Annotated in this window: 21 protein-coding genes and 1 pseudogene; 8 read left to right on the top strand and 14 right to left on the bottom strand. The window is 69.5% G+C overall.

Features of this window, described 5'->3' with window-relative positions:
• Positions 1-43: 43 nt before the first annotated feature.
• Positions 44-1,180: a Xaa-Pro peptidase family protein gene (locus IRT45_RS06540; RefSeq protein ID WP_194804979.1), complete on the bottom strand. Its 1,137-nt coding sequence runs from the start codon at positions 1,178-1,180 to the stop codon at positions 44-46.
• A 165-nt stretch (positions 1,181-1,345) separates the two neighbouring features.
• Between IRT45_RS06540 and IRT45_RS06535 the strand changes: the two genes are divergently transcribed.
• From IRT45_RS06535 to aroB, 4 genes and pseudogenes are all read left to right on the top strand, one after another.
• A complete protein-coding gene (locus IRT45_RS06535) occupies positions 1,346-1,927 on the top strand; it encodes a prepilin peptidase (RefSeq protein WP_228533801.1) in 582 nt (193 codons plus the stop codon).
• A 44-nt stretch (positions 1,928-1,971) separates the two neighbouring features.
• Positions 1,972-3,192 (top strand): chorismate synthase, encoded by a 1,221-nt coding sequence (gene aroC, locus IRT45_RS06530; protein WP_084512986.1) that lies wholly within the window; start codon positions 1,972-1,974, stop codon positions 3,190-3,192.
• 56 nt (positions 3,193-3,248) lie between these two features.
• Positions 3,249-3,764: pseudogene (locus tag IRT45_RS36710) on the top strand (shikimate kinase); the annotation flags it as partial.
• Positions 3,765-4,420: 656 nt separating this feature from the next.
• Positions 4,421-5,557: a 3-dehydroquinate synthase gene (gene aroB, locus IRT45_RS06520; RefSeq protein ID WP_194804977.1), complete on the top strand. Its 1,137-nt coding sequence runs from the start codon at positions 4,421-4,423 to the stop codon at positions 5,555-5,557.
• 49 nt (positions 5,558-5,606) lie between these two features.
• Here the strand turns inward: aroB and IRT45_RS06515 are convergent, their stop codons facing one another.
• From IRT45_RS06515 to IRT45_RS06485, 7 genes are all read right to left on the bottom strand, one after another.
• Entirely contained in the window at positions 5,607-6,080 is a 474-nt protein-coding gene (locus IRT45_RS06515; RefSeq protein WP_228533799.1) for a B-4DMT family transporter, read from the bottom strand.
• Positions 6,081-6,128: 48 nt separating this feature from the next.
• On the bottom strand, positions 6,129-6,971 hold the full coding sequence (locus IRT45_RS06510) for a shikimate dehydrogenase (protein WP_194804975.1): 843 nt from the start codon (positions 6,969-6,971) through the stop codon (positions 6,129-6,131).
• Positions 6,961-8,685, bottom strand: coding sequence for an endolytic transglycosylase MltG (mltG, locus tag IRT45_RS06505; protein WP_194804974.1), 1,725 nt, complete (start codon positions 8,683-8,685; stop codon positions 6,961-6,963). The genes IRT45_RS06510 and mltG overlap by 11 nt, the downstream gene beginning before the upstream one ends.
• A complete protein-coding gene (gene ruvX / locus IRT45_RS06500) occupies positions 8,678-9,286 on the bottom strand; it encodes a Holliday junction resolvase RuvX (RefSeq protein WP_194804973.1) in 609 nt (202 codons plus the stop codon). The genes mltG and ruvX overlap by 8 nt, the downstream gene beginning before the upstream one ends.
• Positions 9,286-11,952 (bottom strand): alanine--tRNA ligase, encoded by a 2,667-nt coding sequence (gene alaS / locus IRT45_RS06495; protein ID WP_194804972.1) that lies wholly within the window; start codon positions 11,950-11,952, stop codon positions 9,286-9,288. Before alaS ends, ruvX begins: the two co-directional genes overlap by 1 nt.
• A gap of 75 nt (positions 11,953-12,027) precedes the next feature.
• Entirely contained in the window at positions 12,028-13,332 is a 1,305-nt protein-coding gene (locus IRT45_RS06490; RefSeq protein ID WP_228533835.1) for a replication-associated recombination protein A, read from the bottom strand.
• Positions 13,333-13,400: 68 nt separating this feature from the next.
• A complete protein-coding gene (locus tag IRT45_RS06485; RefSeq protein WP_194804970.1) occupies positions 13,401-13,991 on the bottom strand; it encodes a TetR/AcrR family transcriptional regulator in 591 nt (196 codons plus the stop codon).
• Positions 13,992-14,058: 67 nt separating this feature from the next.
• On the opposite strand from IRT45_RS06485, the gene IRT45_RS06480 reads away from it, so the two are divergent.
• Positions 14,059-15,018: a TauD/TfdA family dioxygenase gene (locus IRT45_RS06480; RefSeq protein ID WP_194804969.1), complete on the top strand. Its 960-nt coding sequence runs from the start codon at positions 14,059-14,061 to the stop codon at positions 15,016-15,018.
• Position 15,019: 1 nt separating this feature from the next.
• Here the strand turns inward: IRT45_RS06480 and IRT45_RS06475 are convergent, their stop codons facing one another.
• Complete coding sequence (locus IRT45_RS06475; RefSeq protein ID WP_194804968.1) at positions 15,020-16,189, bottom strand: phosphotransferase family protein; 1,170 nt, start codon at positions 16,187-16,189, stop codon at positions 15,020-15,022.
• 249 nt (positions 16,190-16,438) lie between these two features.
• Between IRT45_RS06475 and IRT45_RS06470 the strand changes: the two genes are divergently transcribed.
• A complete protein-coding gene (locus IRT45_RS06470) occupies positions 16,439-17,485 on the top strand; it encodes a hypothetical protein (protein WP_194804967.1) in 1,047 nt (348 codons plus the stop codon).
• Positions 17,486-17,491: 6 nt separating this feature from the next.
• On the opposite strand, the gene IRT45_RS06465 is transcribed toward IRT45_RS06470, so the two are convergent.
• Together IRT45_RS06465 and aspS are read right to left on the bottom strand one after the other, a co-directional pair.
• A complete protein-coding gene (locus tag IRT45_RS06465) occupies positions 17,492-18,466 on the bottom strand; it encodes a DUF389 domain-containing protein (protein ID WP_194804966.1) in 975 nt (324 codons plus the stop codon).
• Between the two features lie 116 nt (positions 18,467-18,582).
• Positions 18,583-20,373, bottom strand: coding sequence for an aspartate--tRNA ligase (gene aspS, locus IRT45_RS06460; RefSeq protein WP_194804965.1), 1,791 nt, complete (start codon positions 20,371-20,373; stop codon positions 18,583-18,585).
• A gap of 224 nt (positions 20,374-20,597) precedes the next feature.
• Between aspS and IRT45_RS06455 the strand changes: the two genes are divergently transcribed.
• Both IRT45_RS06455 and IRT45_RS06450 read left to right on the top strand, forming a co-directional pair.
• Complete coding sequence (locus IRT45_RS06455) at positions 20,598-21,497, top strand: neutral zinc metallopeptidase (protein ID WP_194804964.1); 900 nt, start codon at positions 20,598-20,600, stop codon at positions 21,495-21,497.
• Positions 21,498-21,643: 146 nt separating this feature from the next.
• Complete coding sequence (locus tag IRT45_RS06450; protein ID WP_228533797.1) at positions 21,644-22,144, top strand: hypothetical protein; 501 nt, start codon at positions 21,644-21,646, stop codon at positions 22,142-22,144.
• A gap of 89 nt (positions 22,145-22,233) precedes the next feature.
• On the opposite strand, the gene IRT45_RS06445 is transcribed toward IRT45_RS06450, so the two are convergent.
• From IRT45_RS06445 to IRT45_RS06435, 3 genes are all read right to left on the bottom strand, one after another.
• Positions 22,234-23,313 (bottom strand): 2-oxoacid:ferredoxin oxidoreductase subunit beta, encoded by a 1,080-nt coding sequence (locus IRT45_RS06445; protein ID WP_194804962.1) that lies wholly within the window; start codon positions 23,311-23,313, stop codon positions 22,234-22,236.
• Complete coding sequence (locus IRT45_RS06440) at positions 23,310-25,262, bottom strand: 2-oxoacid:acceptor oxidoreductase subunit alpha (protein WP_194804961.1); 1,953 nt, start codon at positions 25,260-25,262, stop codon at positions 23,310-23,312. Before IRT45_RS06440 ends, IRT45_RS06445 begins: the two co-directional genes overlap by 4 nt.
• Before the next feature lie 171 nt (positions 25,263-25,433).
• The gene (locus IRT45_RS06435) at positions 25,434-26,477 is read right to left on the bottom strand and encodes an Rv2578c family radical SAM protein (protein WP_194804960.1); all 1,044 of its coding nucleotides are present in this window, start codon (positions 26,475-26,477) and stop codon (positions 25,434-25,436) included.
• Positions 26,478-26,530: the final 53 nt, after the last annotated feature.

Below are 26,530 nucleotides of genomic sequence, written 5' to 3'. Positions count from 1 at the left end.
TGTAGGCCGGGCCGTAGGGCCCGGCCCGGTGGGGCAGCCGGGGTCAGTCGACCACGGTGAGGTCTTTGGTGGTGTGGGTGAGCAATTCCGGACCCCCCGCACGAACCACGAGCGTGTCCTCGATGCGAACTCCGCCGCGGCCGGGGAAATACACACCTGGCTCGACGGTCACCGCCACGCCATCCAGAAGTGTACCGGTCGCGGTTTTGGCGACCGGAGGCGCTTCGTGGATCTGCAGTCCGACACCGTGCCCGAGGCCGTGCACGAACAGGTCGCCGTGCCCCGCCGACTCGATCACCGAGCGGGCCGCGGCATCGACCGCCGCACACGACGCACCCGGCTTCAGCGCCTCACGGCCGGCCCGCTGTGCCTCGTGCACGAGCTGATAGATCTCGCGCTGCCAATCGGTCGGCTCGCCGAGGACCAGCGTGCGCGTCATATCCGAGTGGTAGCCGCCGACCACCGCGCCGAAATCGAGCTTCACGAAATCGCCGGCGGCCAGGATCGCCCCGGTCGGGCGATGATGCGGCACTGCGGAATTGGAGCCGGCGGCGACGATGGTCTCGAACGCGATCGCGTCGGCGCCGTGCTCGAACATCAGCCATTCCAGCTCACGCGCGACCTGGCGCTCGGTGCGGCCCGGGCGCAGCCCCCCGCGCTCGAGAAGGGTGGCCAGCGCGGCGTCGGCGGCCGCACACGCCGTGCGCAGCTGCTCGACCTCGTAGTCGTCCTTGACCGTGCGCAATTGCTCGACCAGCCCGGGCGCGGGCACGAATTGGAGCCCGCTGCCCTGCTCGACGAAGCCGCGGTGCTGGTCGACCGTCACGACGTGGCTTTCGAAGCCGACGCGGCCGATCTGCCATTCCCCGGCCAGTTCGACCAACCGCCGCGCACTGGCGCGCGCGATCTCGGCGCGCACGTCGGGCACCTGTTCGCCGACCTGGGTGAGATAGCGGCCGTCGGTGCAGATGACGGTCCGCTCCCCGTCCTCGCCCACCTGGCTGCCGTCCCAGGAGTGCACCAGCAGGGCGGCGTTGGAGCCGGTGAAGCCGGTCAGGTACCGGATATTCACCAGATCGGTCACCAGCAGGGCATCGACCCCGTTCTCCACCAACAGGTCTCGCAACCCGGCCCGACGCGCAGCGTGGTCGGGACGCCGGGCACCGTCATCAGCAGACATGGCTGCCACGCTACCGCTGTCGTGTTGCGAGGCCGTCACGCCGTCTCCCGCGCCCCACGGCCGCGACCGGCGGCGAGCCGGTGTTACCCATCGGGTGTTCACAACTGTTGCGGTTGTCCACATTTCAGGTTCGCGGGCAGGGTGGCCCCTCGCCGACGAGAGACGATGGCTGCCATGACCACCGCCGCCTACCTCGCCCTGATCGTCTGGGGTGTTGCGCTCAGCGTGATCGATATCCGGACCAGGCGCCTGCCCGACGTACTCACCCTGCCGGGTGCGGCGGTCGTGCCGATGTTCGCGGCCTCGACCGGCCGTGCCACCGCCGCGATCGCCGGTGCGCTACTGCTCGCCGTGCCGTATCTGCTGACGCATCTGATCGCTCCGGCGGCGTGCGGGGCCGGGGATGTGAAATTGGCACTCGGCACCGGTGCGGCCGCGGCGTGCGGCGGGCCGTCCTGCTGGGTGTGGGCCGCGATCGGCGCGCCTCTGCTGACCGCCTCGGCCGGGGTCGGCGTGCTGCTCGCGGCAGGTGTGGCCGCTCGCGCCGCCGGCGAGTCCGGTGCCGGCGGCAGGCTGTTCGCGCGCGTCCGGAAGGGCGCCGCGATCGGGCCCGCGCCTCCCGGCGGCCGCCCTGCCGCGCCCGGCGATCCGGACCGTCGTCGGGGCGTGTTCGGCGCCTCGATCACCGTGCCGCACGGGCCCGCGATGTGCCTGGCTACCGTTGCGGCACTGTGGCCCACGGTGTAGCCGCGCGGACACCGATGTCCGGGGAACCGTTGTGACGTGGAAAGATGGAGGTCGTGTTGCGCTGGATTACTGCTGGTGAGTCTCATGGTCCCGCTCTTGTCGCCATCGTCGAGGGGATGGTGGCCGGTGTCGAGGTGACCTCGGCCGATATCGCCGCGCAACTGGCGCGACGGCGACTGGGCTACGGGCGCGGCGCGCGGATGAAGTTCGAGGCCGACAAGGTCACCGTGATCGGCGGTATCCGCCACGGCCGCACCATGGGCGGCCCGGTCGCGATCGAGATCGCCAATTCCGAGTGGCCGAAGTGGACCGAGGTCATGGCCGCCGACCCCGTCGACGAGGCCGAACTGGCCGAACTGGCCCGCAACGCTCCGCTGACGCGTCCCCGTCCCGGCCACGCCGACTACTCGGGGATGCTCAAGTACGGCTTCGACGACGCCCGCAATGTGCTCGAACGCGCCAGCGCCCGCGAAACGGCCGCCCGGGTCGCCGCGGGCACGGTGGCCCGGCAGTTCCTGCGCCAGGCGCTCGGCGTCGACGTCGTCTCCCATGTGGTCTCGATCGGCACCGCGGCGGCCCGCCCGGGTTTCGTGCCCACCGCCGCCGATCTCGAGGCCGTGGACGCCAGCCCGGTCCGCGCATTCGATCCCGAAGCCGAAACCGCGATGATCGCCGAGATCGAGGCCGCCAAGAAGGACGGCGACACCCTCGGCGGCGTCGTCGAGGTCGTGGTCACCGGACTGCCGGTCGGGTTGGGGTCGTTCGTCAGCGGCGAGCAGCGCCTGGATTCGCGGCTGGCCGCGGCCCTGATGGGCATTCAGGCCATCAAGGGTGTCGAGGTCGGCGACGGATTCGAGACCGCACGCCGTCGCGGCAGCGCCGCCCACGACGAAATGCGTCCCGGCCCCGACGGGGTGCTGCGCTCCACCAACCGCGCCGGCGGCCTCGAGGGCGGTATGACCAACGGCGAAGCCCTGCGCGTGCGCGCGGCGATGAAGCCCATCTCCACCGTTCCGCGCGCACTGTCCACCGTGGATATGGCCACCGGTGACGAGGCCGTGGCCATCCATCAGCGCTCCGACGTCTGTGCCGTGCCCGCCGCCGGTGTCGTCGCCGAGGCCATGGTCGCGCTCGTGGTGGCGCAGGCCGTCCTGGAGAAGTTCGGCGGCGATTCCCTCGCCGAGACCGTCGACAACCTCACGACGTACCAGAAGCGTGTCCAGACCCGCCCGCACATCCCGGGCGTCGTGGCGTCGGAGGCATGAATGGCTGATCCCGCGCGCGGCACCGCCCGGGTCCGGCGCCCGGGACAGCCGTCGTGATCGTTCGCAGCGACCCCAGCCGGCCCAGCGTGGTCCTCATCGGCCCGCCCGGTGCCGGTAAGTCCACGATCGGGCGCAAACTCGCCCGCGAACTCGGCGTCTCGCTCTACGACACCGACGCCGGGATCGAACAGGACACCGGTCGCAGCATCCCCGACATCTTCGCCACCGATGGAGAACCGGAATTCCGGCGGATCGAGGAACGCGTCGTACGCCGCGCGATCCTCGCCGAACACGGCGTCGTCTCCCTCGGTGGCGGTGCGATCCTGTCCGCGGCGACGCGGGAGTTGTTGCGCGGGCGCACGGTGGTGTACCTGGAGATCAGCGTGTCCGAAGGACTGCGCCGGACCGGGGCGTCGACGAATCGGCCGCTGCTCAACGGCGACGATCCGAGCGCGAAATATCGCGAACTGATGCGCGTACGGCGCCCGCTCTATCGCGAGGTGGCCTCCATCCGGATTCGCACCGACGGCCGCAGCCCGGGCCGCGTCGTCCGTGCCATTCTGGCCAAACTCGGCATCGAACCGACCGAAACCCCCGCGCCGCAACAGGATTCGACGAGCGCCGAACCCACCGGCACTCGCCGCTCCCGTTCCCGGGGGCTCCGTCGCCGCACGCGCGCCGCGGCCGACGCCACCCAGCCCACCGCCGCATCCGGCGAAACCGAAGCCGCACAGACGGATTCGCCCGAGACGGACCGCACCCAGCCGCGGCGCCGGGCGCGGCGTTCCCGCCGCGGCGGCCGGCGGCACTCCCGCAACCGGACCGGCACCCCGCCCGAGGCGGTGCCCATCGGACCGGCCCCGGACCGGCCCACGGTCACCCTGGAACCGGCGGCAGGCGGCGGGGCTGCGAAACCCCCTGCCACACAGCCGAATACACGGCCAGGGCGGGTCCGACGCACCGCCACCCGCGCCGCCGGCCCGCCCGCGGCGAGCCACGACCCCGGCGCGGCCGCGGCACCGCATCCGGAACCCGCGCGACCGGTCCGCTCCGGCCCGGAGACACGGCCGGCACACGCAGCCGGCGAAACACCTTCGCCCGCCGCACGTCTCGCGGGTGACACCGCGCAGACCGCGCACGACGCGGCGCCCGGGGCCGGTCGGTCCCGGCGCGCCCGCGCCCGCCGGGCACGCACACGACGAGCACTAGAGGAATCGGAGCAGCACACATGAGCGAGCCCACCCGCATCGAGGTCCGTACCGCCGATCCGTATCCGGTGATCATCGGCCGGGGGCTGCTCGGCGAACTGGTCGAGCAGGTCGCCCGCCATCCCGGAGTGCGGACGGTGGCGATCTTCCATCAGCCGCCGCTGACCGAGACCGCTGAGGTGGTGCGGCACGCGCTCGCCGAGCAGGCCGTCGGCCCGCACGGTGACACCCTCGACGCACATCGCATCGAGATTCCGGATGCCGAGGCCGGTAAGGATCTCCCGGTCGCAGGCTTCTGCTGGGAGGTGCTCGGCCGTATCGGCCTGACCCGGCAGGACGTCGTGATCAGCCTCGGCGGCGGTGCGGCCACCGATCTGGCCGGGTTCGTCGCCGCCACCTGGATGCGTGGTGTGAAGGTCGTCCACGTGCCGACCACACTGCTCGCGATGGTCGACGCGGCGGTCGGAGGCAAGACCGGAATCAACACCGAGGCCGGCAAGAACCTGGTCGGCTGCTTCCACGAGCCGTCGGCCGTGCTGGTGGATCTGGTGACCCTCGAAACGGTGCCGCCCAACGAGATCGTCGCCGGGATGGCCGAGATCATCAAGGCCGGATTCATCGCCGATCCGGTCATCCTCGATCTGATCGAACGCGACCCCGCCGCCGCCCTGGACCCGAAGGGCGACGTGCTGCCGGAGTTGGTGCGCCGCGCGATCCAGGTGAAGGCCGATGTGGTGGCCGCCGACCTCAAGGAGGCGAGCCTGCGCGAAATCCTCAACTACGGCCACACCCTCGGCCACGCGATCGAACGCCGGGAACGCTACCGGTGGCGCCACGGTGCGGCGGTGTCGGTCGGTCTGGTCTTCGCGGCCGAACTCGGCCGGCTGGCCGGTCGCCTCGACGATGCCACCGCCGATCGCCATCGCGCGATCCTGGAGAGCGTCGGCCTGCCGACCACCTATGACGCCGACGCACTGCCGCAGCTGCTGGAAAGCATGCAGACCGACAAGAAGACCCGCTCGGGCATTCTCCGATTCGTGGTTCTCGACGGTCTGGCCAAACCCGGCCGCCTGGAAGGTCCCGACCCGTCGCTGCTGGCCGCGGCCTACGCGACCATCGCCCGCGAGGGCAGCCCCGCCGGCGGAATTCTGCTCTAGGACACGAAAATCCGGGCCGCGGAGACGATCCGCGGCCCGGATGAGCCGATCAGGCCGGGGAGGCCGCCGCCGGAGGCACCGAGGATTCGCTCTTGCGCCGATCCCGGCCCACCAGGAAACGGCCGATCGCCACGCCGACCATCGCCGGAATGAAGATCATCAGCACGATGAACGAGGCACCGGCGGTCAACTCGAACAGCAGACCGTTGTCGCCGAGATCGAACTTCGGCACGAAATCCAGCAGCCACGCCACCAGCCCGCTGCCCACACCACCGACCACGCCGGCCTTCAGCCAGCGCATGGTGAGGTCGGCGCCGCCGCGCTCCGGATCGGGATTGGCCCGCCGATCACTGCGACCGTCGATCAGCCCCCAGGCCACGCCCGCGACGACCAGCACGACCAAGCACAGGATGCGCATCCACGAGCCGTTGGTCGGCGAGTAGATCATGCCGAAACCCAGCAGGGTTCGCAGTACGACGGTCAGCGCACCGAGGACTATGGCGCGCAACACCCACGAATTCATGTCGATCACCTTAGCCTGTGTTGTGACGTCATCGAATTGGAACCCGTTCTAGAAGTCACGAAGATCCAGAGCCGCTGCCATCGCCGCTCGCGGCGCGGGCCGTCCGGTGAACTGTTCGACCTGGCCGTAGGCCTGATTCAGCAGCATCTGCAATCCGCTGATGACGGTATGTCCCGCACGCCGCACGGCCGTAGCCAGCGGCGTCGGCCACGGGTCGTAGATGGCGTCGAGCACCACCGGCGCCGCCGCGACCGCGTCGGCCACCACCGCCGCACCGGCGGCAGGCACCGAACTGACCACCGCGTCGGCGCGCGCACACGCCGCGCGCACCCGATCGGCGTCGAAATCGGAGAACTCCGTCGCCATCCCGAGCTGCCGCGCCAGGGCGAGGGTCGGCTCGGCCCGGTCGGCGTCGCGCGCGACCACGGTGACCGTCTCGGCGCCGAGTTCCGACAGCGCCAGCAGCGCCGGTCGCGCGGTACCGCCCGCCCCGAGCACGACCGAGCGGCGCACCGATTCGACGCCGCCGCCCTGCAACGCGCCTCGCACGCCGTCCACATCGGTGCAATCGGCTCGCCACCCACCGGCCGTGCGCACCAGGGTGTTGGCGGAGCCGACCAGGACGGCACGCTCGGTCCGTTCGCCGGCGTAGTTCAGGGCCGCGACCTTGCCGGGCATCGTCACCGACAGCCCGACCCAATCCGAATCCAGCCCGTCGACGAGGCCGGGCAGTTGCTCGCCGGTGCATTCGATGCGCTCATAGGTCCAGTCCAGGCCCAGCGCCCGATAGGCGGCCAGATGCAGTTGCGGTGACCGCGAATGCGCGATCGGGCTGCCCAGCACCGCGGCCCTGCGTCCCGGTTCCGGCGACCCCGTCCCGTTATCGGCCACTGTCGAGAATTCCGCTCTGCTGGGCGCGTTGGATATTGCGCAGATGTTCGCTGTAGCTTTCGGCGAACATGGTGGTGCCCTGCTTGTCGACGGTGACGAAGTACAGCCACGGTCCCGGCGCCGGATTCTCCACCGCGCGCATGGCATCCAGCGACGGTGAGGAGATCGGTGTGGCCGGCAGTCCCGGCATGGCGTAGGTGTTCCACGGAGTCTTGCGGGCGCGGTCGGCGTCCGTGGTGGCGACCTCGGTGCGGTCGAGGGTGTAGTTGACCGTGGAATCGAGCTGCAGCGGCTGATCGACCGCGAGCCGGTTCACGATCACCCGGGCCACCTTCGACATGTCCTGCGGCAGCGCCTCCCGCTCGACCAGCGAAGCCGCGATCAGCGTCTGGTAGGGGTTGAGTTTGTTCGTCGCCCCCGACTGCAACAAGCCGGTCGTCTCGTAGCCGGCGGCGCTCTCGCTCACCAGCTGCGCCAGAATCTGCTCGGGCGTGCCGGACGGATCGAAATCCCACGTGCCGGCGGCGATCATCCCTTCGAGCTGGCGGGTGCGATCGGGAACCTTGCGCACGGCGTCGACGGCCCAGGCCGGAACGCCCAGGGCGGTCGCGTCGGCGGTGGCGCCGGCGGCATCGAGTTGTTCGTAGGTGACGCATTTCTTGTCCGCACCGGTCCCGACGCAACTGGCGTCGGCGATCTTGCGGTAGATGCCCTCGTTGCGGGCGCCGGTGTTCACATCGGTGGAGTCGTGCAGCCGCCGCCCTTCGGAGACCACCACATTGCCCACCCGGGAATTCTTCTTCAGCAGGGCCGCGACCGCGTCGATGCCCTTGCTGTGCGTCGGCACCGCGTAATAGCCCGGCTGCACCGACGTGATGCCCGAATTGCGCACGGCCGCTTGATAGAAGGCCCCGCTGCTGCGCACGACCCCCTTCTCGACCATGGTCTGCGCGATCTGTTCGGCGGTGTCACCGGTGTGCACCTGGACCACGGCCAGCGGGCCGGGCGATCCGTCGAAATCCTCGGGTCCGCCCATGGAGCGGATGAACTTGTATCCGGCGTAGCCACCGGCCACCACGAACAGGACGACGAATACGCAGCCCAGAACGACCAGATTCCGCCGCCGGCGCTGCCGCTCGGCCGCCTTACGGGAGGCCACGCGAGTGCGGCGACCGCGCCCACCGGACGAGCCCGACCGGGCCGGCCGGCCCGCGCCGCGCGCCTTCTGTCCCCCCGCGGACTTGGCGGCACCGCGGCGACTCCCCCGCTGCGCCTCCCGCAGTGAGGCCGCGCCGGCCCGGGTGCCGCGACTGGCGGCGGTCGCCGGTTCCGGCTCCTCGTCGGCGATCGGTTCGATATCGGTCTCGGAGTCGTATTCGTCGCGGCGATACCGATGGCCGCTGCGGCCGGTCCGCTCGTACTCCGGTTCGGCGTAGTCGTCGGCGTAGTCCGGGTCGGCGTAATCAGGATCCGGGTATCCGGCGTCGGCGAGCTCGTGGTCATAACGAGCGTCGTATCCGGCGGCGGGCTCGGCGTAGCGCGCGGCCGGTTCGTCTTCGTCGACGTAGCGCGGAATGACGGCGGTGTCGTCGTCCTCGTAGTCGTCCCACTCGTCGGTGGCGCTACGGTGCGCACCACCGCGCCGGTAGCGCCGCTGTTGCTCGTCGGCGCGCCGGCGCGAGCGTTCTCCGGCCCGGGACCAGCGGTCACTCATCCGACCACCTGGCCTCGTCTGCACCGGCCGAGTTCAACACCGCACTCCGTTCGTCCAACCACCCTTGCAGGATCGACACGGCGGCCGCCTGGTCGATCACCTGCCGCCGGCCGCGCGCGCGAACTCCACTGTCCCGCAATGCACGTGCAGCTGACACCGTAGTCAAACGTTCGTCGGAAAGTCGTATCGGCACACCAGGAATCATGTCCCGCAAACGTCGCGCGAACCGGGCGGCCAACTGTGCGGACGAGCCACTGGCCCCGCGTAATGTGCGTGGTAGACCGACGATTACCTCGACCGCCTCGTATTCCCGCACAATCTCGGCTACCCGGATCAGATCGGTTGCCGGACCTCGTTTTCCACCCTTGACGGTCGGGACCGTCTCCACCGGCGTCGCCAGGATCCCATCCGGGTCACTGGCGGCCACTCCGATGCGCACGGTTCCCACGTCGATGCCGATCCGCCGGCCGCGACCGGGATCGGTTTGCGCGCTGGGGCGTTCGGCCGGGATGTCGTCCGGCCGGGCGGCCCCGGCTTCCGGAGCCGCCCCCGATCGGGACGGCTCCGGTTCCGCGGGCTCCGAATTCTCGGAATTGTCCATCAGGCGGCGATCTCGGCCACCCGCGCGCGCACGCCGGCCAGGCCGGCCTCGATACCGGACGGATCCGAGCCGGCGCCCTGTGCCATCTCCGGCTTACCGCCGCCGCGGCCCGCGATACTCGGACCGAAGCTGCCGACCAGATCGCCGGCCTTCACACCGAGTTCCTGGGCGGGCTTGTTCACCGCGACCACGAACGGCACCTTGCCGTCGGCATTGCCGAGCAGCACGACCACCGCCGGTTCACTGCCGAATCGGCCTCGGATATCGGTGGCCAGCGTCCGCAGATCGCCCGCGCCCACGCCCTTCGGGGCCGCGGCCGCGACCAGCAGCACCTTGCCGACCCGCTGGGCCTGCTCGACGTAGGTACCGGCCTGCGACAGTACGGCCGCTGCCTTGGTGCGCTCGAGTTCCTTCTCGGCGACCTTCAGCCGCTCCACCAGTTGCTCGACCCGGGCCGGCACATCCTCGGAGGGCACCTTCAGCGAGGCTGCCACACCGGCCAGCAGGGCCCGCTCCTTGGCCAGATACTTGTAGGAATCCAGCCCGACGAACGCCTCCACGCGGCGCACACCGGAACCGACCGACGATTCGCCGAGCAGTGTGATCGGCCCGATCTGCGACGAATGCTCGACGTGGGTGCCACCGCACAGTTCCATCGAGAACGGCCCGCCGATCTCGACGACCCGCACCTCGGACCCGTAGTTCTCGCCGAACAGCGCCAGCGCGCCCATCGCCTTGGCCTTGGGCAGATCGGTGACGAAAGTGTTCACCGGGAAGTCCGAACCCACCGCATCGTTGGACACGGCCTCGATATCGGCCTTCTGCGACTCCGAGAGCTGGCCCTGCCAGTTGAAGTCGAACCGCAGATATCCGGGCTTGTTCAGCGAACCGGCCTGAACGGCGTTGGGGCCCAGCACCTGTCGCAGCGCGGCATGCACCATGTGCGTGCCGGAGTGGCCCTGGGTGGCGCCGCGCCGCCATGCCGGATCGACCTGCGCGAGTACGGCATCGCCCTCGGTGATCTGCCCGCGCTCGACGGTGGTTTTGTGCACCCACAGCTTCTTGGCGATCTTCTGCACGTCGTTGACGCGCAGTTCCGTACCCGAGGCGGTGAGGCTGCCGCGGTCGGCGATCTGACCACCGGATTCGGCATAGAGCGGGCTGCGATCGAGGATGACCTCGACATCCTGCCCGGCGGTCGCGGTGGGGACCCGCACACCGTCGGCGATGAGGGCGAGAACCCGTGCCTCGGTGGCCAGTTCGTCGAATCCGGTGAATTCGGTGGCGCCCCGGTCGACCAGCTCCTTGTAGATCGACAGGTCGGCGTGGGCGTGTTTGCGCGCCTGCGCGTCGTCCTTGGCTCGCTGCCGCTGCTCGGCCATCAGCGTGCGGAATCCCGACTCGTCGACCTCGAGCCCGGCCTCGGCGGCCATCTCCAGGGTCAGGTCGATCGGGAAGCCGTAGGTGTCGTGCAGGGTGAACGCCTCACTGCCCGCGATGGTGCGCCCGCCGGTGGCCTTCACCTCGGCGACCGCGTCGTCGAACAGTTTCGACCCGGTGCTCAGCGTCTTGAGGAAGGCGGTCTCCTCACCGACGGCGACGGTCTCGATGCGGGTGAAGTCGGTGGCCAGTTCCGGGTACGAGGGCGACATGAGATCGCTGACGACCTTCATGAATTCGCCGATCACCGGCTTCTCGGCACCCAGCAGCCGGGCCGAGCGCACGATCCGGCGCAGCAGCCGGCGCAGCACGTAGCCGCGGCCGTCGTTGCCGGGGTTGACGCCGTCGGCGATCAGCATCGCCGAGGTGCGGGCGTGGTCGGCGATGACGCGGAAGCGCACGTCGTCGGCGTGTTCGACGCCATAGCTCTTACCGGTCAGCTCCTCGGCCTTGGAGATGATGGGCCGCAGCAGATCGGTTTCGTAGACGTTGTCGACGCCCTGCAGCAGCATCGCCACGCGTTCGATGCCCATACCGGTATCGATGTTCTTCTTCGGCAGCGACCCCACCGGCGGATAGCCCAGCTTGGGGCTCTGCTCGCCGCGGATGTCCTGCATGAACACGAGATTCCAGATCTCGAGGTAGCGATCCTCGTCGGCGACCGGGCCGCCCTCGGCGCCGTATTCGGGTCCGCGGTCGTAGTAGATCTCCGAGCACGGCCCGCCGGGACCGGGCACGCCCATATCCCAGTAGTTGTCCTTGCCGTCGCGGAACTGGATGCGCTCGGTCGGGATTCCGGCGACGCGATGCCAGATCTCGGCGGCCTCGGGATCGCTCTCGTAGGCGGTGACCCAGATCCGCTCCGGATCGAACCCGAATCCGCCTTCCTCCTGAGACTTGCTGATCAGCTCCCAGGCGAAGGTGATGGCACCTTCCTTGAAGTAGTCACCGAAGGAGAAGTTGCCCGCCATCTGGAAGAAGGTGTTGTGGCGGGTGGTGACGCCGACCTCTTCGATATCGCCGGTGCGCACGCATTTCTGCACGCTGGTCGCGCGCGCGAACGGCGGCGCCTCCTGGCCCAGGAAATACGGCTTGAACTGCACCATGCCCGCATTGACGAACAGCAGGTTCGGGTCCGGCAGGATCAACGAGGCACTGGGTACCTCGGTGTGGCCGGCACGGACGAAGTGGTCCAGGAAACGCCGTCGGATCTCGTGGGTCTGCACGAATATCCAGCCTACCGGGCGCGGTCCAGCCGGTTTTCAGCGGTCGTGCGGCGCGCCCGCGTCTCCACCCCTGTCTCAGCGACCTCGGACGATCCGCCGCAGCTTTGTCACCCGCGGCCCGATCTCACGCTCGTAGCCGTGATCGGTCGCGGTGTAGTAATCGGCGCCGACCAGTTCGTCGGGCGGATACTGCTGGGCAAGGATCCCGTCCGGATGGTCGTGCGGGTATTTGTAGCCCTGCGCGTTGCCCAGCTTCGCCGCGCCCGCGTAATGCCCGTCGCGCAGATGAGGCGGCACCGCACCGGCCTTACCGGCCGCGATATCGGACATGGCCGCGCCGATGGCCGCCGCGACCGCACCCGATTTGGGCGCGGTGGCCACGTGGATGGTGGCGTGCGCGAGCGCCAGCTGCGCCTCCGGCATACCGACCAGCTGCACCACCTGCGCGGCGGCGACCGCGGTCTGCAGGGCGGTCGGATCGGCCATGCCGACGTCCTCGGACGCCTGGATCATCAATCGCCGCGCGATGAAGCGCGGATCCTCGCCCGCGCTGATCATCCGGGCCAGGTAGTGCAGCGCCGCGTCGACGTCGGATCCCCGCAGCGATTTGATGAACGCGCTGATCACGTCGTAGTGCTGATCGCCGGCGCGGTCGTAGCGCACCGCGGCCTTGTCGACGCTGGCCTCCACCAGATCCACGTCCACCGTGCCGTCGAGCGACGATTCCGCCGAGGCCTCCAGGGCTGTCAGCGATCGGCGCGCGTCGCCGCCGGCGATGCGGACGATGTGGTCGAGCGCCGCCTCGGTGACGGTGTACTGCCCGGCCAAACCTCGCTCGTCGTCGATCGCGCGACGCAGGACGGTGCGAATATCGTTGTCCGACAACGACTTCAACTGCAACACCAGCGACCGCGACAGCAGCGGCGACACCACCGAGAACGATGGGTTCTCCGTGGTCGCCCCGACCAGCAGCACCACCCGGTTCTCCACCGCGGCCAGCAGGGCGTCCTGCTGGGTTTTGGAGAACCGGTGTACCTCGTCGATGAACAGCACGGTCTGCTCCCCCGCGAGCAGCCGCCGCCGCGCCAGCTCGATGACCGCCCGGACTTCCTTCACTCCCGCCGACAACGCCGACAGCGCCTCGAAGCGACGGCCGGTCGCGGTCGAGATGAGGGCGGCCAATGTCGTCTTGCCCGTCCCGGGCGGGCCGTAGAGCAGCACCGATGCCGCACCCGAGCCCTCGATCAGCCGGCGCAGCGGCGATCCGGGGCCGAGCAGATGCTGCTGGCCGACCACCTCGTCCAGGCTCGCGGGCCGCATCCGCACCGCCAGCGGCGACATCCTGCCCGCCGGCGGCAATGCGGCGGATGCGCCGGACATTTCCTCCACCTCCGGCGCCTCGAACAACCCTTCGCTCACGTCTCGACGGTACCGATGAGCACCGACATTCAGGACGAGGTGGGGTCGGGCCGCAGGATCCGGGCGGCCTGCGCCTCGATCGACGCGCGCAGTTCGGCGTCGGTCAGTTCGCGCAGGCCCGCCGCGCTGCGCAGGAACGGCTCGAGCAGTTGCCAGCCCATGGCGAACGCGGCCAGATGGGCCACCGCCAGTCCGGCGGCGCGGTCGCTGTCCATCCGCGGCCGCAGGTTCTCGATCAGCATCGCCATCACCGGGAACTGTTCTTGCAGCTCACCGACCGGATAGCCGTCGAGGATGCAGCGGGCCAGCACGGTCAGATGCCGGCGCAGCCGGGGATCGGTGGCGGTGAGCTGTCCGGCGGCGGCCAGTGCGCCCGATTGCTCACCGAGATAGCTCAGCACGGCCCCGACCAGCTTGTCCTTCGCACCGAGATGCCGGAACACCAAGCCGTGGTTGACCCCCGCGCGGTCGGCGATGTCCCGGATCGAGGTCGCGGCCGGGCCGCGTTCGGCGAACAGGTCGGCGGCGGCCTCGGTGACCGCCGCGACGACCGCCTCACGACCGACCGGTCCGGTGCCGGAGTCGTCGCGGCGCGGAGTCGATGGCGGGTTCTCGGACATCGGGCTACAGTAGCGAATACCGGTGTAGTCAATTGACTACAGTCGTCCGATCGCCGAAGGAACCGCCATGACGCAGACCACCGCCGCGGAGACCGAACCGCGTCCGCACTACCCCGTGAGCTCGTTTCAACTGCCGGGTTTTCCGCTGATCGCGGGCCCGTTCACCCATCTGGTCGCCGAACGCGACCGCCTGGCCGCACTGCGCTGGCAGCATTTCGACGCCCGGCAGGCCGGCGTCACCCTCGGCGCGGAGATCAGCGGCGTGGATCTCACCCGCGAGCTGCCCGCGGAGGTGATCGCCGAACTGCGCCGGGCGCTGCACGAATACAAGGTGCTGTTCTTCCGCGGGCAACCGCTCACGCCCGCCCGCCACGTCGCGTTCGCGGCGCGTTTCGGCACCCTCGAGGTGCATCCGTTCATCCCGTCCAATACCGAGCAGCCGGAGCTGGTCCGCTTCGAGAAGACGCCGGCCATGGCGGGCGTCGAGAACATCTGGCATCACGACGTGACCTGGCGGCCGCAGCCGTCGATGGGCGCGATACTGCACGCCGTCGCCGTTCCCGAGATCGGCGGCGACACGCTGTTCTCGGATATGTACGCCGCCTACGAGGCCCTCGATGCCGAGACGCGGAACCGGATCGACGACCTCACCGCGACCCACGACTACACCCGCGCTTTCGGCCGCGGGCAGACCGCCGAGGCACAGGAGGCGATGCGGGCCCAGCATCCGCCGGTCAGCCACCCGGTGGTGTGCACGCACGAGGCGACCGGACGCCGGCACCTCTACGTCAACCGGATCTTCGTGGACCGGATCGACGGCATGGATCCCGAGGCGAGCCACGACCTGCTGGACCGGCTCTGCCGCCAGGCCGACTATCCCGAACACCAGGTGCGGCTGCACTGGGAGCCCGACACCGTCGCCTTCTGGGACAACCGGGCCGTGCAGCACTACGCCGCCAGCGACTACTGGCCGCAGACGCGAATCATGGAACGGGCCTCGATCGTCGGACCGCGGCCGGCCCGCTGAGTCACTCCTCCCAGAGTTCCTCGAGGGTGGCGGAGACATGCTCGGCGAAGTCGCCGAGCGTGTCGTCGCCGGTGCAGCGCGCATCCTCGGCCAGCGCGGCCCAGCGGTTGATCAGCGCGGCCGAGCGGGGTACCGACAGGCCGTGTTCGCGGGCCGCGGCGATGCGGGTGTGATCGGCGGGCAGGAACCAGAAGGTCGTCAGCCACACCCAGATGAGCCGGGCCTCGAGGATGCGTTCGGCCAGCAGGTCGTCGTCGGCGAGCGCGGGCCACACGCCCACGACCTCCGAGCGCCAGGCCTCGACCATCTGATGGGCACGCTCGCGGGAGAGTTCGAAATCGCACAGGCAGCCCGGAAACGAGACCAGCGCATAGGCGATGTCGAGGGTGGCGTCGCGGAAACCGCCCCATTCGTAGTCGAGGAACCGGGCACCCTCGTCGTTGAGGATCACATTGTCCGGACACAGGTCGGAGGGGCTGAACGCGCGGAAGCGGCCCGCGGAGAACAGGCGATTGCCCCGCACGATGCGTTCCGCGATCTCGCCCGGCACCTCGATGCCGACGTCGCGGGCCAGCATTCCGGGTACCTCGCCGATCGCGGCCTCGGCCTGCTGGGCGATGCCGTCGACCCGGTGCACGACCTCCACCCGCCGCAGCAGCGCCACGAAATCGGCCTCCCGGCCGACCGTGGCGGCGTGCATACGGCCCAGCGCCTGCGCGAACGCCATCTGGGCGTTGCGGGTGGCGGGTTCGGCGCCCGTTTGCAGCACCGAGGTGAGCGACATGTTCTCGCCCAGATCGCTGAGGATCAGCAGCCGATCCGGCAGGCTGTGCGCCAGCAGATAGGCGCCGGGACGGTGCTCGCTGCTGAGTGCGGTGGTGAACTGGTAGGACACCGCCTCGCGCAGGAACGCCGAATCGATACTCGCGACCCCGGGCGCCAAGCCGCCGATCCGGCGCTCCTGTGCGGCGCCACGGACCTGCTTGACGATCAGGGTACGAGGAAGTGAGAACGAGTTCTCCGCTACGCGTACGCGCAGCACCGTCGTCCTGCCACTGCCGCTGAGTTCGATCGGATCGCTCAGCTTCACCGCAGCACCCATGCGCTTCGTGAGCAACTGTTGTGCCGCGGACACGACTTCGGCGGCGCGTTCGGCCAATAGTGCGGTCATCGCCAACCAAGTTACTCGCTCCAGGTCACTTTCAGCGAGCGGTTCGGCAACCTTTCGCGCGTCGTCGGCGTGTCCCCGCCGAGCGGCTGCGACCGGACCGAGATGCTCATTACGCTCATCGTCGACCGGGTCGCGGATCCGGCCCGATGCCCCGGCCCGTCGCTTGACACACCCGGCCGTGTCCGGTTGTGTCGAAATCTCAACTGCAGTGTGCCGCACCAGAACCCAGGTGATTCGAAAGGTCCGACGATGACCGACTCCCCGCAGTCCGCACCCCGCGACACCGGCGAAGGCGGTGAACGGCGACCGGAGAGCCGGCCCGGGCAGCATCCCACCGGTCCCGTCCGACCCGGCGCCGGGCCAGGCGAACATCCCGCAACGCCGGGTCGGCCCGAAATGGCCGGAGCCACGGGATATCCGCAGTTCGAGGGCTCCGGCACCCCGCAGTACGGCGCCCCCCAGTACGGCGGTGAGCCGCCCCAGGTCAGCCCGGGCGGGGTGCCTCCGGTGGCGCCGCCACCCGGAGCGCACGGGCAGCCCGGCCCCACCTATGGCCCGCCCGGCAGTGTCCCGCCGGGCGCCTATCCGCCGCCCGCCGACCCGGGCTGGGGCGCACCGGATAACGGCATGCCGGCGCAGGGCGCGCCCGGGTACGGCGCGCCGCCGGGATACGCCGGCGCGCCGGGGCTCAATGTCGGCCGGGCGCTCGGCTTCGCGTGGGATCGCTTCCGCGCCAACCCGATTCCGTGGGTCGCGATCACGCTCGTCGGATTCGTCGCATATCTGATGGTGACCGTGGTGGTGAACGTCACGCATATGAATTCGCTGATGCCGGTGGTGCTGATCGGCCTGCTCGCCGCGGTCGTGGTCTGGCTCCTGCAGGCGGCGATGATCCGCGGCGCGCTGTACGAAACCGACGGCACGCCACCGGATTTCGCGTCGTTCTTCGGCTTCGTCAACGCCGGCAACGTGTTGATCACCGCCCTGCTCGTCTTCGTGGCGGCCTGCGTCGGCGCGGTGTTGTGCATCGTGCCGGCGCTCGTCGTGGGCTATCTGTGCATGTTCTCGCTGCACTATGTCATCGACCAGGATCTCGATCCGTTCAGCGCGATCAAATCCAGTGTGCAGCTGGTGGTCTCGAATTTCGTGCCGACACTGCTGCTGGCCCTGACCGTGGCCGCGCTGACGATCGTCGCCACCGCGCTGTGCGGCATCGGTCTGCTGGTGGTGGGACCGCTCACCGCCATCGCGGTCACCTACTCCTACCGGATGCTCACCGGCGGCCTGATCGCCTGAGCAGTCTCATTCGTCGCCGCCGAACCGCCAGCGCGACAGTATGTTCGGTCGCTCCGGACGTGGCGGGCCGAGCGCGTGCCCGTGATGGGGACGCAATTGCAGCACGATGATGCCCGCCACAACGATGCCGACCATGTTCACCCCCAGCTGGCCGATCGACTCGAATGCCTTGTGCCATTCGCCGACGGTGGCGGCGACCGCGGCGAAACCGGCCGCCGGAATCGTCGTCACCGAGATGAACACGCCGACCAGAGCCGCCGATTTCGCGGTGACCAGCGACATCATCCCCGCCGCACCCGCCAGCAACGCCACCACCAGCGAGAACGGGCCCACCTCGTAGATGAAGTCCACATTGCGGATGGCGTGGATGCGGTCGACGGTGATCCAGCCGAACTGTTCCCATACCAGCGACGCCAGCGTCGCGATCCCCATCGCCACCGGAAACCCGATCAGCAAGGCCAGGATCGAACGGCGGGCGAGGCGGAAGTCCCGGCGCACGACCGCGACCGCGACGGCGGCGAGCGGCCCGAACTCGGGGCCGACGACCATGGCGCCGACGACCGTCACCGGTGAATCGGTGGCCACGCCGACGACGGCGAGCAGGCACGCGATCGTGATGAAGGACAAGAAGGTGGGGTTGAGCGTCGATTCCTCGTGGGTCTGGGCGAGCAGTTCCTCCCAGACGATCGCATCCGACGGATCGCCCGGCGCCGCCTCGACCGCGCGGTCGGCCGGTGCCGACAGCACCGTTTCCACCGGCGAGAGCATGATGCCGCCGTAGTCGCCGATGCCCAGCCCACGCAGACCGGCCAGCACATCGTTGGCCGATTCGCGAGCGATATCGGCCTGGACGAGATCACCGGGCGGCTCGACCGAGGCGCCGCGCTGCACGGTGATCAGCGTGGCGCCGGGTTCGGCGCGCAGCGCGGTCACCGCGGCGTCGGTCGACTCCGGTGGGCAGACCGCCCGCAGGTGCAGCACCTCAGTCCCCTGTCGTCGGCACGATCCTCCGGCACCGAATGGCGCCGGACGATCTGCAGACTAACCGGTGCGCGGCCGCGACTGCCCACAACCGCGGCGGCACATCCGGTTCCGGATCAGGCCGAGGCGGCCTTCGGCTTGCCGTGCTCGTCGAGCACCACGTCGAGGCCGGCTTCCTTGCGCTGCTGCGCGGTGATGGGCGCCGGCGCCTCCGTCAGCGGGTCCACGCCGCCACCGGACTTCGGGAACGCGATGACCTCGCGAATCGAATCCACCCCGGCCAGCAGCGCGGTGATGCGGTCCCAGCCGAAGGCGATTCCCCCGTGCGGCGGCGCGCCGAAGGCGAAGGCGTCCAACAGGAATCCGAACTTCTCCTGCGCCTCGTCGTGGCTGATGCCCATGACCTTGAACACCCGCTCCTGCACGTCGCGGCGATGGATGCGGATACTGCCGCCGCCGATCTCGTTGCCGTTGCAGACGATGTCGTAGGCGTAGGCCAGCGCCGCGCCCGGATCGGTGTCGAAGGTGTCGATGGACTCCGGCTTCGGCGAGGTGAACGCGTGGTGCACCGCGGTCCAGGCCGAATGTCCCAGTGCCACATCGCCGCTCGCGGTGGCGTCGGCGGCGGGCTCGAACATCGGCGCGTCCACGATCCACACGAACGCCCAGGCGTCCTCGTCGATCAGTCCGCACTTGCGCGCGATCTCGCCACGCGCCGCGCCCAGCAACGCCCGGCTCGACTTCGCCTCTCCGGCGCCGAAGAAGATGCAGTCACCCGGAGCGGCGCCGACGTGCTTGGCCAGGCCCTCGCGTTCGGCGTCGGACAGGTTCTTGGCGACCGGGCCGCCGAGGGTGCCGTCCTCGCCGACCAGGATGTAGGCCAGGCCCTTCGCCCCGCGCTGCTTGGCCCATTCCTGCCAGGCGTCGAGCTGGCGCCGCGGCTGGCTCGCCCCGCCCGGCATCACGACCGCGCCGACATACGGCGCCTGGAAGACCCGGAAGGAGGTGTCCTTGAAGTACTCGGCGCATTCGGTGATCTCGATGCCGAAGCGCAGATCTGGTTTGTCGCTGCCGTAGCGGCGCATCGCCTCCGCGTAGGTCATGTGCGGAATCGGCGTGGGGATCTCGTGGCCGACCAGCTTCCACAGCGCGACCAGGATGTCCTCGGCCAGCAGGATCACATCCTCCTGCGTCACGAAGCTCATCTCCAGGTCGAGCTGGGTGAACTCGGGCTGGCGGTCGGCGCGGAAATCCTCGTCGCGGTAGCAGCGGGCGATCTGGTAGTACCGCTCCACGCCCGAGACCATCAGCAACTGCTTGAACAGCTGCGGGCTCTGCGGCAGGGCGTAGAACTTGCCGGGCTGCAGCCGCGCGGGCACCAGAAAGTCGCGCGCGCCCTCGGGGGTGGACCGCGTCATGGTCGGGGTCTCGACCTCGACGAACGCATGCTGGGCCAGCACCTCGCGGGCGGCGGCGTTGACCTTCGACCGCAGCCGGATGGCGTGCGCGGGGCCCTCGCGGCGCAGATCGAGGTAGCGGTACTTCAGGCGCGCCTCTTCGCCGGGCTGCTCGTCGAGCTGGAACGGCAGCGGCGCGGCCTCGTTGAGCACCACGAGTTCGGTGACGTTCACCTCGATCGCACCGGTGGGCAGGTTCGGGTTCTCGCTGCCGTTCGGACGTCCCTCGACCACACCGGTGACCTGCACGCAGTACTCCGCCCGCAGCTTGTGGGCCTGTTCGGCCGGCACACCTTCGCGGAAGACCACCTGCGCGACCCCCGACGCATCGCGCAGATCGATGAAGATCACGCCACCGTGGTCTCGCCGCCGGGCCACCCAGCCGGTGAGGGTGACGGTCAGACCGGCGTGCTCGCTTCGCAGCGAACCAGCCAAGTGGGTGCGCAGCACGGGAATCCTTTCGACGACACGGTGCACCGGGCACGGAATGACCTGGTGCGCCCCCATGGTAGTGAGGCGCGTCGGCCGGACGGAAACCGATATCCGACTCTCCGTCTCACTCGGCGGACACGACGCCACTCGTCTCCCGAGCCGCGGACGCTCATGCCAAGCTGTAGAGGTTGTTTCGGCTGACCAGCGCCGAGCAGCCCACTCGATCCACAGGAGCAGCAACGATGACCTTCAACGAAGGTATGGATATCGATCCGGACCGGGTCTCCACCGGCGGCGGCATGGGCCCCAAGCTCGCCTTGGGCGGTGGCGGTGGCTTGATCGTGCTGATCCTCGCGGTGCTGTTCGGTGTGAATCCGGGCAATCTGCTCGGCAGCGGAACCTCGGGAACGCAGACCGGTGGCGTCGACACCTCCGTCTGCAAAACCAACGGTGACGCTAACCGGTACGCACAGTGCCGGGTGGTGCTGACCGCGCAGAGTCTCGACGGCGTCTGGGGCGGGGTCCTGCCGCGTCAGACCCGGGTGCAGTACACGAAACCCGGCGTGACGCTGTTCACCGGGTCGGTCACCACCCGATGCGGCAACGCGACCAGCGCGGTCGGCCCCTTCTACTGTCCGGCGGACCGCAAGGCCTATTTCGATACCGGGTTCTTCCAGGAGCTGCGGGACAAGTTCGGGGCGGCGGGTGGTCCGCTGGCCGAGGAGTACGTGGTGGCGCACGAATTCGGCCATCACATCCAGAACCTGCTGGGCGACAGCGGGCGTGCGCAGCGCGATCCCAAGGGGCCTGATTCCGGATCGGTTCGACTCGAATTGCAGGCCGACTGTTATGCGGGCCTGTGGGCGAGCTACGCGGACAAGACACCGGCGCCCGGCGGTTCCCAGCCGCTGCTGAAGCCGTTGTCCGACAGCGACATCCAAGACGCGCTCTCCGCCGCGGCGGCGGTCGGCGACGACCGGATCCAGAAGGCCGCGACCGGCCGGGTGAATCCGGAAGGCTGGACGCACGGTTCGTCGAACGAGCGGCAGAAGTGGTTCCTGACCGGCTACCGGAACGGCCAGGTCGCGGCGTGTGACACCTTCTCGGCACCGGATCTGAACAATCCGCCGGCGCTGCGCTGAGCGGGGCCGGGCGGAGCTTTCGAACGGGCGGGCCGGGCGGATGCCGGCAGCTGTGCGGGCACAATGATCGACGAGACCGGGACGGGCGGAGGGCAGGAGTGAACGACATGCGGGTTATCGGCGGTGCGAGACGAACAGTGCCGGGTGTGCGGGTCGCCGTGGCGGTATGCGCCGCGGCGCTGACGGTGGCCGGTGGCGCGCTGACGGCCGTGGCCGACGAACCCGCGGCCGGATTGTCGGTGGCGCTGACCACGATTCCGGGCGGGGAGCACGCCGGGGTGACGCCGGCGCCGACGCTGCTCGTCTATGCGGACGGGCATGCGGTGAACAGCCCCGACGCCGCCGATCCGGACCGTCCGGCCGACAAGGCGCCGCAGCAGCGCAACGGACACGTCTCCCTCGACGCGGTCCATGCCGCCGCCGACGAGGCGAAGAAACTGGCCGCCGCGGATCTGGGCATGCCCAAGGACGGCAGCGGCGGGTCCACCCTGCTCGATTTCCTGGGCGCCACACCCGACCAGGACGTGCACCTGGTGGTGTACTCCCCCGGCGGCACCGACGGACTCACCGACGCCCAGAAGGCGGACCGCACCCGCTTCGCGGACCTGTGCAAGAAGTTGGTCGACGCGTTCGTCGCCGACCGCTGATTCCGGCCCGTACGCCCCGGTCGGGGCCTCGCGCTCGGGGAGCCGAAAAGCTCAGGGACCCAATCGTTGCGGGTCGCCGGTCCTCCGGATCAGCCGACGGTCCAGGTTTCGCGGCCGTTGAGCAGATCCTGCAGCGACTGCGGCCCGACCGGTGCGCGTTCGACCGCCACCGCGGTCTGCGCCCGGACCCCGTCGTCGTAGGTGGGCCGGGCGACGTCGCGGAAGATGCCGATCGGGACGTGGGTCAGATCCTGGGAGGTCAACCGCGAGAGCGCGTAGGCGTATTCGGACCGTTCGCAATGGGCGTCGTGCACCACGATCTCACTCTCGGCAACCTCCGACGACGCGACCACCTCGAGCCCGAAACCGTTGCGCACCACCGCGAATTCGCCCTCCGCGCCGAAGCGGATCGGTTCCCCGTGCCGCAAGCGGATCAGGTGGGATTCGGCGTTGTCGCGGCGCAGCGCGTCGAACGAGCCGTCGTTGAAGATCGGGCAGTCCTGCAGGATCTCCACGAACGAGGTGCCACGGTGTTCGGCCGCGGCGCGCAGCACCTCGGTGAGGCCGGCGCGGTCGGAGTCGAGGGCGCGCGCGGCGAAACTCGCCTCGGCTCCCAGCGCCACCGACAGCGTGTTGAACGGGTGGTCGATCGAGCCGAGCGGCGTCGACTTGGTCACCTTCCCCGGTTCGGAGGTCGGTGAGTACTGGCCCTTGGTCAGGCCGTAGATCCGGTTGTTGAACAGCAGGATCGTCATGTTCACGTTGCGGCGCAGCGCGTGGATGAGGTGATTGCCGCCGATCGAGAGGGCGTCGCCGTCGCCGGTGACGACCCAGACCGACAGATCCGGCCTGGTCACGGCGAGTCCGGTGGCGATCGCCGGGGCACGGCCGTGGATGGAGTGGATGCCGTAGGCGTCCAGGTAGTACGGAAACCGGCTGGAACATCCGATACCGGAGACGAACATCAGGTTTTCCCGCCGCAAGCCCAGCTCGGCGAGGAAACCGCGCACGGTCGCCAGAATGACGTAGTCACCGCATCCGGGGCACCAGCGCACCTCCTGATCGGAGGTGAAGTCCTTGACCTTCTGCGGGCCGTCGGCGCCGGGTACTCCGGAGACTCCGGTCAAGCCGAGATCGGCGCCGATGAGCGAGGTGTCGACGATGGTCATCGGTGTCCCCCTGTCGTGCGATAGGTCGCCCGGGCCCGGGCATCGAAGGCCTTGTTCTGTTCCAGCTCGCCGATGGATCCGTCCAGTGCGGCGTCGATCACGCCGACCAGTTCCTGGGCGGAGAAGGCGGTCCCGGCCACCTTCGTCCACGGCTGCACGTCGACCAGATATGTGCCGCGCAGCAGCAACGCCAGCTGGCCGCCGTTCATCTCCGGCGCGACGACCCGGCGGTAGCGGCGCAACACCTCGCCGGTATTGGCGGGCAGCGGGTTGAGGTACCGCAGATGCGCTTGCGCGACCGGTACGCCGCGGCGGCGCGCCCGCCGGCACGCCTCACCGATCGGGCCGTAGGAACTGCCCCAGCCGATCAGCAGCAGATCGGCGGTGCCGTCGGGGTCGTCGACCTCGAGGTCGGGCACCGCGATGCCGTCGATCTTCGCCTGACGCAGGCGGACCATCAATTCGTGGTTGGCCGGATCGTAGGAGATGTTGCCGCTGCCGTCGGCCTTCTCCAGGCCGCCGATCCGGTGCGCGCGGCCGGCGGTTCCGGGCCTGGCCAGTGGCCTGGCAAGGGTTTCCGGGTCGCGCGCGTAGGGCTGGAACGATTGCCCGGCCGCGGCGCCCTCTTCGGCCGGCGGTTCGAATGCCGGATCGATCGGCTCGAGGTCGCTGACTCGTGGAATCGACCACGGCTCGGATCCGTTGGCGATGGCACCGTCGGACAGCAGCAGAACCGGGGTGCGGTAGGTGAGCGCGATCCGCGCCGCGTCCACCGCGGCCGCGAAACAGTCCGCCGGGGAGCGCGGAGCCACTACCGCGACGGGCGATTCGCCGTTGCGCCCGTACAGCGCCTGGAGCAGATCGGCCTGTTCGGTCTTGGTGGGCAGGCCGGTCGAGGGACCGCCGCGCTGGACGTCGATGATCACCAGCGGCAGTTCCGTCATCACCGCCAAGCCGATAGTCTCGCTCTTGAGCGCCAGTCCGGGACCCGAGGTACTCGTCACGCCGAGCGCGCCACCGATCGAAGCACCCAGTGCCGCACCGATTCCCGCGATCTCGTCCTCGGCCTGGAAGGTGGTGACACCGAAGTTCTTGTGCTTGCTCAGTTCGTGCAGGATGTCGGAGGCCGGCGTGATCGGATAGGTACCGAGGAACACCGGCAGCCCGGACAGTTGCCCGGCCGCGATCACGCCGTAGGCGAGGGCGGTATTGCCGGTGATCTGCCGGTAGGTGCCCGGCGGCAGCGCGGCGGGCGCGACTTCGTAGGTGGTGGCGAAGGTTTCGGTCGTTTCGCCGTAGTTCCAGCCGGCCCGGAACGCCAGCACGTTCGCCTCGCCGATTTCCGGTGTGGCGGCGAACTTCTCGCGCATGAAGGCCTCGGTACCGCCGAGCGGGCGGCCGTACATCCACGACAGCAGCCCCAGGGCGAACATGTTCTTCGCGCGCTGGCCGTCCTTCTTGCCGACCCCGGCCGGTTCGGTCGCGGTCAGTGTCAGCGACGTCATCGGCACCCGGTGCACCACGAAGTCACCGAGACTGTCGTCGGTCAGCGGATCTCGTTCGTAGCCGACCTTCGCGAGGGTGCGTTTGGTGAATTCGTCGGTATTGACGATGACCGTCGCCCCTCGTGCGAGATCGTCGACGTTCGCCTTCAGTGCGGCCGGATTCATGGCCACCAGCACGTCGGGCTGATCGCCCGCAGTGAGGATGTCGTAGTCGGCGATCTGAATCTGGAACGACGACACCCCGGGGAGCGTGCCCTGGGGTGCGCGGATCTCGGCCGGAAAGTTCGGCTGGGTGGCGAGGTCGTTGCCGAAGGCGGCCGCCTCGTGGGTGAATCGGTCTCCGGTCAGCTGCATACCGTCGCCGGAATCACCGGCGAAGCGGATGACGACCTTCTCCAATTTTTCGCTGCCGGTGGGGCCGTCAACGCCCTGATTCGACACCATGCGCCTGCATCACTTCCTCGTAGGGATGAGGTACCACACGCCAAGTTACTCCGCGGCTCGCCGGAGAATCCGTGGAACGAACAACCCGGCGAGCATGCGGTACAACGAATTTCGGCCGCGAGCGACCGGGCCCCCAGGGGCCGGTGGGTCCGCCGGTATCCGGCGGAACGATCAACCGAACAACGCCAACTGCGGGTCGGACCGTATTGCCTGCACGTCACCGTCCGGCTCGGAGGAGCCCGCGGCCCGGCCCCGCGCCGGTAGGTCCCGGTGCCGATCGAGCCGATACCGGGCCAGCAGTGGATCCACTCGCTGCCGTAACCACGCAGAGTACTCCGGTGTGACGTACGCCCCACGACCGTACAACTGCCGGTATCGCCGCAGCAGCGCCGGGTGAGTTTCGGCCAGCCATTGCAGGAACCAGCCCCGGGTACTTCCGCGCAGATGCATGGGCAGCACGGTGGCCCGCGCCGCGCCGGACGCCGCGATCGCGCCGAACAATCGGTCCAGGTGGTCGACGTCGTCGGTGAGATACGGAATGACGGGAGCCACCATCACGTTCACGTCGAATCCGGCCTCCGCGAGCGTCCGCACCAGGTCCAGCCGCGCCCGCGGGCCGGGTGTACCCGGCTCGACCGCGCGGTGCAGCTCCTCGTCGACCGTCGCGATCGACACCGCCAGGCTCACCGGCACCACCCGGGCCGCTTCCACCAGCAGCGGCAGGTCCCGCCGCAGCAGCGTGCCCTTGGTGAGGATGGAGAACGGCGTCTGCGCGTCGGTGAGGGCGGCGATGATCCCCGGCATCAGGCGGTAACGTCCCTCGGCGCGCTGGTAGGGATCGGTATTGGTGCCCAGCGCGACCGGGTCGCGCCGCCACGTGCGCCGGCGCAATTCCTGGCGCAGCACCGCGGCCACGTTGGTCTTCACCACGATCTGGGTGTCGAAATCACGCCCGGCGTCCAGGTCCAGATATTCGTGGGTGGGGCGGGCGAAGCAGTATCGGCAGGCATGCGAACAGCCGCGCATCGGATTGATCGTCCATTCGAACGGCACCGCCGAACGCTGTGGCACCTTGTTCAGCGCGCTCTTACACAGCACTTCGTGAAAGGTGACACCCTCGAAGTCCGGTGTCTGCACGCTGCGGACGAATCCGGCACGCTCCAGTCCTGGGAGCGCGCCGTCGTCGGCTGCCGGGTTCTGGTTCTGCCATCGCACCCGTTCAGTCGAACACCCGTTCGATACGATGTCAAGGACCGCGCCGCACACGC

It is taken from the genome of Nocardia sp. BSTN01, assembly GCF_015354405.1.
Classification (GTDB): domain Bacteria; phylum Actinomycetota; class Actinomycetes; order Mycobacteriales; family Mycobacteriaceae; genus Nocardia.
The sequence above is the reverse complement of the archived record's forward strand: the minus strand, read 5'-3'. Positions and strand labels throughout refer to the sequence as shown.

What these genes read in the sequence shown, in the direction of transcription:
- IRT45_RS06470 (WP_194804967.1), top strand. Translation starts at nt 16,439, where the DNA reads ATGACCGACTCCCCGCAGTCCGCACCCCGCGACACCGGCGAAGGCGGT.
- mltG (WP_194804974.1), bottom strand. Translation starts at nt 8,685, where the DNA reads ATGAGTGACCGCTGGTCCCGGGCCGGAGAACGCTCGCGCCGGCGCGCC.
- IRT45_RS06440 (WP_194804961.1), bottom strand. Translation starts at nt 25,262, where the DNA reads ATGGTGTCGAATCAGGGCGTTGACGGCCCCACCGGCAGCGAAAAATTG.
- aroB (WP_194804977.1), top strand. Translation starts at nt 4,421, where the DNA reads ATGAGCGAGCCCACCCGCATCGAGGTCCGTACCGCCGATCCGTATCCG.
- IRT45_RS06475 (WP_194804968.1), bottom strand. Translation starts at nt 16,189, where the DNA reads ATGACCGCACTATTGGCCGAACGCGCCGCCGAAGTCGTGTCCGCGGCA.
- ruvX (WP_194804973.1), bottom strand. Translation starts at nt 9,286, where the DNA reads ATGGACAATTCCGAGAATTCGGAGCCCGCGGAACCGGAGCCGTCCCGA.
- IRT45_RS06535 (WP_228533801.1), top strand. Translation starts at nt 1,346, where the DNA reads ATGGCTGCCATGACCACCGCCGCCTACCTCGCCCTGATCGTCTGGGGT.
- IRT45_RS06445 (WP_194804962.1), bottom strand. Translation starts at nt 23,313, where the DNA reads ATGACCATCGTCGACACCTCGCTCATCGGCGCCGATCTCGGCTTGACC.
- IRT45_RS06480 (WP_194804969.1), top strand. Translation starts at nt 14,059, where the DNA reads ATGACGCAGACCACCGCCGCGGAGACCGAACCGCGTCCGCACTACCCC.
- IRT45_RS06540 (WP_194804979.1), bottom strand. Translation starts at nt 1,180, where the DNA reads ATGTCTGCTGATGACGGTGCCCGGCGTCCCGACCACGCTGCGCGTCGG.
- aroC (WP_084512986.1), top strand. Translation starts at nt 1,972, where the DNA reads ATGGAGGTCGTGTTGCGCTGGATTACTGCTGGTGAGTCTCATGGTCCC.
- IRT45_RS06455 (WP_194804964.1), top strand. Translation starts at nt 20,598, where the DNA reads ATGACCTTCAACGAAGGTATGGATATCGATCCGGACCGGGTCTCCACC.
- IRT45_RS06515 (WP_228533799.1), bottom strand. Translation starts at nt 6,080, where the DNA reads ATGAATTCGTGGGTGTTGCGCGCCATAGTCCTCGGTGCGCTGACCGTC.
- IRT45_RS06490 (WP_228533835.1), bottom strand. Translation starts at nt 13,332, where the DNA reads ATGTCCGGCGCATCCGCCGCATTGCCGCCGGCGGGCAGGATGTCGCCG.
- IRT45_RS06485 (WP_194804970.1), bottom strand. Translation starts at nt 13,991, where the DNA reads ATGTCCGAGAACCCGCCATCGACTCCGCGCCGCGACGACTCCGGCACC.